At 68.2% G+C, this 6,927-nt stretch carries 6 protein-coding genes; 3 read left to right on the top strand and 3 right to left on the bottom strand.

Translation table 11 applies throughout. The features are described from left to right. From C665_RS17225 to C665_RS17235, 3 genes are all read left to right on the top strand, one after another. A partial coding sequence (locus C665_RS17225) for a hypothetical protein (protein ID WP_004324179.1) occupies positions 1-190 on the top strand: 190 nt, incomplete at its 5' end. Further along, complete coding sequence (gene gspN, locus C665_RS17230; RefSeq protein WP_004324181.1) at positions 187-933, top strand: type II secretion system protein N; 747 nt, start codon at positions 187-189, stop codon at positions 931-933. The genes C665_RS17225 and gspN, both read left to right, overlap by 4 nt. A 132-nt stretch (positions 934-1,065) precedes the next feature. Next, positions 1,066-3,111 carry a PhoX family protein gene (locus C665_RS17235; protein ID WP_004324183.1) on the top strand — a complete coding sequence of 682 codons (2,046 nt, stop codon included), beginning with the start codon at positions 1,066-1,068 and terminating at the stop codon, positions 3,109-3,111. A 125-nt stretch (positions 3,112-3,236) separates the two neighbouring features. On the opposite strand, the gene zapE is transcribed toward C665_RS17235, so the two are convergent. The 3 genes from zapE to odhB all read right to left on the bottom strand — a co-directional run. Then, positions 3,237-4,352 carry a cell division protein ZapE gene (zapE, locus tag C665_RS17240; RefSeq protein ID WP_004324185.1) on the bottom strand — a complete coding sequence of 372 codons (1,116 nt, stop codon included), beginning with the start codon at positions 4,350-4,352 and terminating at the stop codon, positions 3,237-3,239. Positions 4,353-4,455: 103 nt separating this feature from the next. After that, on the bottom strand, positions 4,456-5,880 hold the full coding sequence (gene lpdA / locus C665_RS17245; RefSeq protein WP_004324186.1) for a dihydrolipoyl dehydrogenase: 1,425 nt from the start codon (positions 5,878-5,880) through the stop codon (positions 4,456-4,458). Positions 5,881-6,014: 134 nt separating this feature from the next. Then, on the bottom strand, positions 6,015-6,927 hold a 913-nt coding region (odhB, locus tag C665_RS17250), incomplete at its 5' end, for a 2-oxoglutarate dehydrogenase complex dihydrolipoyllysine-residue succinyltransferase (RefSeq protein WP_004324187.1).

Here is a 6,927-nt window from a genome sequence, read left to right on the forward strand (position 1 = left end):
CGAGGCCGCGGCGCGGATCGCCGGCGACCGGGTGGAAGTCGGCGGCCGTACCACCCTGCCTGCGCTCGTGGACTGGCTCGCCACCCTGCACGCCGAGCAGCGCCTGCGTCCGACGCGACTGGAGTTGCAAGCCGCCGGTACCGACGGGCTGGCGCGCTTCGACGCCATGTTCGAGGTGGGCGGACAGTGAAGTTCACCACCGGCGCAGCCATCTTCGCCGCGAGCGTGGGGGCACTGCTCGTCGCAAGCGCGCCCGCGCGGCTGCTCGACGCAGCGCTCGATCATGCCAGCGCAGGGCGCTTCCGCCTGGTGCTGGCCGAGGGCACGCTGTGGAACGGCCAGGGACGTCTCGCAAGCGCGGACGGCAGCGCATCGCTGAGCCCGATCACCCGCCTGCGCTGGGCGTTCGAGCCCTCCGCGCTGGCGGGTGCGCGGCTACGCTGGCAGCTGACCATCGACGGCGGCGCCCCCGCCACGCTGGAGATCGATCCTGGCGGCGTCGCCCTGCAGCGCCTCGCGGTGCAGCTGCCGCCCGCCACCGCGTTCGCCGCAGTTCCCCATGCGATCGCGCGCGCCGGTTGGCGCGGCGTCCTCGAGCTGAACGTTCCCGCGCTCGCCTGCGGCTGGGGCGGACGCTGCGCGGGCACGCTGCAGGCGGAGTGGCGCGCCGGCGGCGTGGACATCCTGCCCGGCCAGGCGCTCGGCGACCATCGCATCGTCGCCGCGATCGCAGCGCCGGTGACGACGCTGGAGATCAGCGCCCTGCGCGGGCGCGCGCTCGCCGTGAATGGCAAGGTGGAACTCTCGGGCGGGCAGCGCCCGCGCGTCGATCTCGATGTCGGCGGCGATCCCCGGCTGCTTGGCCGCCTGGAAGGCATGCTCGCGGAGCTACGCCCGACACGCGATGGCGAGCGCATGCGGATCCGTTTCTGAATCACCCCCCGCCGCACTCCGCCGCGTGCGCGGGATCGCCCTCGTCGAAGCGTAAGAAACCCTTCACGCCCGCGTAATCCGGCGCAGGAAAACTCGTGGCTTTTCCGACCCTGCATCCGGAGTGATGAAGCAATGAAGAAGCCCGATACGCTCGACGACCTTCCGACCAACCTCTCGTCCAACGAGCACTTCCAGTCCGTCGTGGAGCGTGCGGTCAGCCGCCGCGGCTTCCTGAAGAGCGGCCTGGGCCTCTCGGCCGTCACCTTCCTGTCGGGCTCGCTCGCTGCCTGTACCTCGGACGACGACACGCCCGTGGCCGGCACCCCGACCGCCGGGACGCCCCCTGCGCCTGCACCTGCCGCGGGGCCGCTCCTCGGCTTCGCCGCCGTCGCCACATCGAGCGGCGATGCGATCGTCGTCCCCGCGGGCTATTCGGCGCAGATCTTCACTCCCTGGGGATCGCCGCTGTTCAGCGACTCCCCCGCATGGCGAGCGGACGGCACCAACACCGGTGAAGAGCAGGCTCGCCAGGTCGGCGACAACCACGACGGGATGAGCTACTTCCCGATCGACGGATCGAACGAAGGCCTCCTGGTGATGAACCACGAGTACTGCAACTACGAGTATCTGTTCGGCGCCGAATTCATGACGCCGTGGACGGCGGACAAGGTCTCCAAGGCGCTCAACGCGCATGGGGTCTCGGTCCTCCACGTCAAGAAGAACGGCGCGGGGCGCTGGGAAGTCCACATCGGCTCGCCGTACAACCGCCGGATCACCGGCAAGACGCCGATGACGCTGACCGGCCCCGCCGCCGGCGACGCCCTCCTGCGCACCACGGCGGACCCCAGTGGCCTCAACGTCTTGGGAACGCTGAACAACTGCGCCAACGGCAAGACGCTGTGGAACACCTACCTGACCTGCGAAGAGAACTTCAACGGCTATTTCGCCACCGCAGCGACCCCGGCACCGACGCGCAGCGCGGCCTTCGTCCGCTACGGCATCAGCGCCGGCGGTTCCGGCTACCGCTGGCACGAGCATGAGGACCGCTTCGACTACGCCAAGGAACCCAACGAGGCCAACCGCTTCGGCTGGGTCGTCGAGATCAATCCCTTCGAGCCCGGCTCCACGCCGAAGAAGCGCACCGCGCTCGGCCGCTTCAAGCATGAAAACGCCGAGATGAGGCTCGCCGCAGACAAGCGCGTGGTCGTCTACATGGGCGACGACCAGGCCAACGATTACATCTACAAGTTCGTGTCCGATGGCGTTTTCGACGCAAGCCGTGGGCTTGCGAACGGCAACCTGCTCGACGCCGGCAAGCTGTATGTGGCCAAATTCGACGCCGGCGCGGCCAGCGGCGACTTCATGGGTGTTGGGGAATGGCTGCTGCTCGACAAGGCGGCCAACCCCACGCTGGCGGCAGACGCCCGCTTCGCCACCCAGGCCGAAGTCCTGATCCACGCCCGCCTCGCCGCCGACGCTGTCGGTGCGACGAAGATGGATCGCCCGGAGTGGATCACCACGCATCCGCAAACCGGCGAGGTCTATTGTGCCCTGACCAACAACTCCGGCCGGACCACGACGGACGAGGCGAACCCGCGCGCACAGAACCGCTACGGACAGATCGTGCGCTGGCGCGAGGCCGGCGACGACGCCGCCGCGATGACTTTCGAGTGGGATCTCTTCGTGCTCGCAGGCAACCCGGTGGCTTACCCCGACCGCCAGGACCTGCGCTCCGGTTCCGCGAACGTATCCGCCGACAACACCTTCAACAGCCCCGACGGCATCGGCTTCGACGGCGCGGGCCGGCTGTGGATCCAGACCGACGGAAACTTCTCGAATAGCGGCGACTACGCGGGCCAGGGCAACAACCAGATGCTGGTCGCCGACCCCGAGAGCAAGGAGATCCGCCGCTTCCTGGTCGGACCTTCGGGCTGCGAGATCACCGGCCTTGCCTTCTCCCCCGACTACCGGACCATGTTCATCAACGTGCAACATCCCGGCGAGGCCGGTTCGCATCCGCGCGCACCGGACGCGAGCATGCGCGGGAGCCTGTCGATGGACGAGTATCTTGCGCAGAACCCGCTCGCGTTCAGTCAGTGGCCCGAGGCCGGCGGCGGTCGCCCACGCTCGGCGACCGTCGTGATCACGAAGGATGACGGGGGCGTGGTCGGCTCCTGATCCCACGGCGAAACGAACAGGGCAGCGCGAGCGCTCGAGGGACCCGCTCGCGCCGCCCTGGTTGTCCAAGGGCCGGACGCGCGCCCAAGCGACGCCCATCGCGGCGGACGGGCGCCGCGCCCCGACTATTCTGTGCGGTGCGGCTCGGCGAGGTAGTCGCGGGTGCGCATCTCGATCAGGCGGCTCACCGTGCGCACGAACTCGTGGGCGTTGTGGCCCTCGGTGTAGAGGTCGTGCGCCTCGACCGCCGCGCTCATGATGAGCTTGACGCGGTGGTCGTAGAGCACGTCGATCAGCCAGGTGAAGCGGCGTGCCTCGGAGGCGTTGCCGACCAGCATCTTGGGCACGTTCGACAGGATCACCGTGTGGTGCTCGCGCGCGATCTCGAGGTAGTCGTTCTGCGAGCGCGGGCCGCCGCACAGGCTGGCGAAGTCGAACCAGATCACCCCCGGGGCCTGGCGTACCACGTCGATGTTGCGCCCGAGGATCTCGACGCTACCGCCGCGGCCCTCGCTCGCGGCGAGGCGGCGGAAGTCCTCGGCCATCTTGCGCTTGGCCGCGTCGTCGTGCGGCACGAGGTAGATCTCCATCTTCTCGAGCGTGCGCAGGCGATAGTCGGTGCCGTGATCCACCTCGATGACGTCGAAGCGCTGCTTGATCTTCTCGATCGTGGGCAGGAAGTTGATGCGCATCAAGCCGTTGGGATAGAGGCCGTCGGGCGGATAGTTCGAGGTCATCACGAAGATCACGCCGCGGTCGAAGAGCGCGTCGAGGAGCCGCCCCAGGATCATCGCGTCGGCGATGTCGGAGACGTGGAACTCGTCGAAGCACAGCAGCCGGGTATGCTCGGAGATGCGGTCGGCGACCTTCTGCAGCGGATCGGGTGCGTTGTTGAACTTGCGCAGGTCGTTCTGCACCTCCTGCATGAAGGCGTGGAAGTGCACCCGGCGCTTGCGGCGATACGGCACCGAGTCGTAGAAGCAGTCCATCAGGAAGCTCTTGCCGCGCCCCACGCCACCCCAGAAGTAGACGCTGCGCGGCATCTTGGGCTTGTTCAGGAACTGCTTGATGCGGCTGCCCTGGCGCGCCGCCTTGAAGCCGACGAGCTCGGTGTACAGGCCCTGCAGGCGCTGTGCTGCGGCGCGCTGGGCGGGATCGGACTGGTAGCCGCGCGTCTTCAGCAGGGCTTCGTAGGCGTCGATCATCCCGTGCTGGGGAACGTTCAGGATGCGGTGAGGCATAGGAAATCGGTCAGGAGCGTTGATCGGAGGACTGCAGGTTAACGCAAAAAGGGGTGGGCGCAGGGAAGCCCCCGCACCTCACCCCTCACAGCTCACGCCTCGCTCAGAAGTGCAGCGGACGCTTGTCGCAGGCGAGCGCGGCCTCGTGCACCACTTCCGACAGGGTCGGGTGGGCGTGGCAGATGCGCGCCAGGTCTTCCGAGCAGCCGGCGAACTCCATCGCCACCACGGCTTCGGAGATCAGCTCCGACGCGTTGGCGCCGATGATGTGCACGCCGAGGATGCGGTCGGTAGTGGCGTCGGCCAGCATCTTGACGAAGCCGGTCGAGTCGCCCATGCCGAGCGCGCGGCCGTTTGCCAGGAAGGGGATCTTGCCGACCTTGTAGGCCACGCCGGCGGCCTTCAACTGCTGCTCGGTCTTGCCGACCCAGGCGATCTCGGGGCTGGTGTACAGCACCCAGGGCACGGTGTCGAAGTTGCAGTGGCCGGCCTGGCCCGCCATCAGCTCGGCGACCATGACCGCCTCTTCCATCGCCTTGTGCGCGAGCATCGGCCCGCGCACCACGTCGCCCACCGCCCACACGCCGGGCAGGTTGGTCTTGCAGTGGTCGTCCACCTCGATCTGGCCGCGCTCGTTGAGCTTGAGCCCGACGGCTTCGGCGTTGAGGCCCTGGGTGTTGGGCACGCGGCCGACGGAGACGATCAGGCGGTCGGCTTCGAGCTTCTGCTCGGCGCCGTCCTTGTCCTTGTAGGCGATGCTGACGCCCTTCTTGCCCACCTTGACCTCGCCGATGGTGACGCCGAGGCTGAACTTGAGGCCCTGCTTGGTGAAGACCTTGAGCGCTTCCTTGGCCACGTCCTGGTCGGCGAGCGAGAGGAACTCGGGCATGGCTTCGAGCACGGTGACCTCGGCACCGAGGCGACGCCACACCGAGCCCATCTCGAGGCCGATGACGCCGGCGCCGATGACGGCGAGCTTCTTCGGCACCGCGTCGAGGTCGAGCGCGCCGACGTTGTCGCAGACGATCTTGTTGTCGACCGGCACGCCCGGCAGGTGGCGCGGGGCCGAGCCGGTGGCGACGATGACCTGCTTGGCGGTGACGAGCTCTTCGCCGACCTGGACCTGCCAGCCGGCGTCGCCCTTGCCGACGAAGGCGCCATGGCCGTTGAGCAGGGTGACCTTGTTCTTCTTGAACAGGCCCTTGATGCCGCCGGTGAGCTGGTCGACGATGCCCGACTTGCGGGCGATCATCTTGGGCACGTCGATCTTGGGCGTGCCGACGCTGATGCCCTGGCCTTCGAAGGCGTGGCCGGCTTCCTCGAACAGGTGCGAGGTGTGCAGCAGCGCCTTGGAGGGAATGCAGCCGACGTTCAGGCAGGTGCCGCCGAGGCGCGGCTCGCCCTTCGGGTCGGCGTAGGGATTGGATTCGCAGCAGGCGGTCTTGAAGCCGAGCTGCGCGGCACGGATCGCGGCGACGTAGCCGCCGGGGCCGCCGCCGATGACGAGGACGTCGAATTCTTTGGACATTGGGTTACCCGTGAGGAGTTGAGAGTCAGGAGTCGGGTGCGAACAGGCGCCCTGCGGGCGCCCAGGCAAGGCGAACCGCGAGGCATGGAGCGCTCACCGCTCCTTGCGCCTCGCGCCTCGCACCTTACGTCCGCTCACACATCCAGGATCAGGCGAGCCGGATCTTCCAGCGCTTCCTTCATCGTCACCAGGCCGAGCACCGCCTCGCGACCGTCGATGATGCGGTGGTCGTAGGACATGGCCAGATAGTTGATCGGACGAACCACGACCTGGCCGTTCTCGACCACGGCACGATCCTTGGTGGCGTGGATGCCGAGGATGGCCGACTGCGGCGGGTTGATGATCGGGGTCGACATCATCGAGCCGAACACGCCGCCGTTGGAGATCGAGAAGGTGCCGCCGGAGAGGTCGTCGAGCGAGAGCTTGCCGTCCTTGGCCTTCTGGCCGAACTCGGCGATCTTCAGTTCGATCTCGGCAATCGACATGGTCTCGGCGTTGCGCAGGATCGGCACCACCAGGCCGCGCGGCGAGCCGACCGCGATGCCGATGTCGATGTAGCCGTGGTAGACGATGTCGTTGCCATCGACCGAGGCGTTCAGGATCGGGAACTTCTTCAGCGCGGCCACGGCCGCCTTGACGAAGAAGCCCATGAAACCGAGACGGACACCGTGCGCCTTCTCGAACTTGTCGCCGTACTGCTTGCGCAGGGCCATGACGGGCGCCATGTTGACCTCGTTGAACGTGGTCAGGATGGCGTTCTCGTTCTTCGACTGGATCAGGCGCTCGGCGATGCGGGCACGCAGGCGGGTCATCGGCACGCGCTCTTCAGGACGGTCGCCGGTGAGCTGCACCGCGGCGGACGCCGCGGCTGCGGCGGCCTTGGGCTGGGCGGCGACGGCATCTTCCTTGGTCACGCGACCGCCACGGCCGGAGCCGGCGACGTCGCCGGCGGCGATGCCCTTCTCGTCGAGGATCTTGCGCGCGGCCGGGCTGGCGGCGCCGGCGGCACCGGACGCCGCCGCAGCGGCGGCGGGTGCGGCGGCAGCC

The sequence above is a fragment of the Thauera aminoaromatica S2 genome, assembly GCF_000310185.1.
GTDB lineage: Bacteria > Pseudomonadota > Gammaproteobacteria > Burkholderiales > Rhodocyclaceae > Thauera > Thauera aminoaromatica.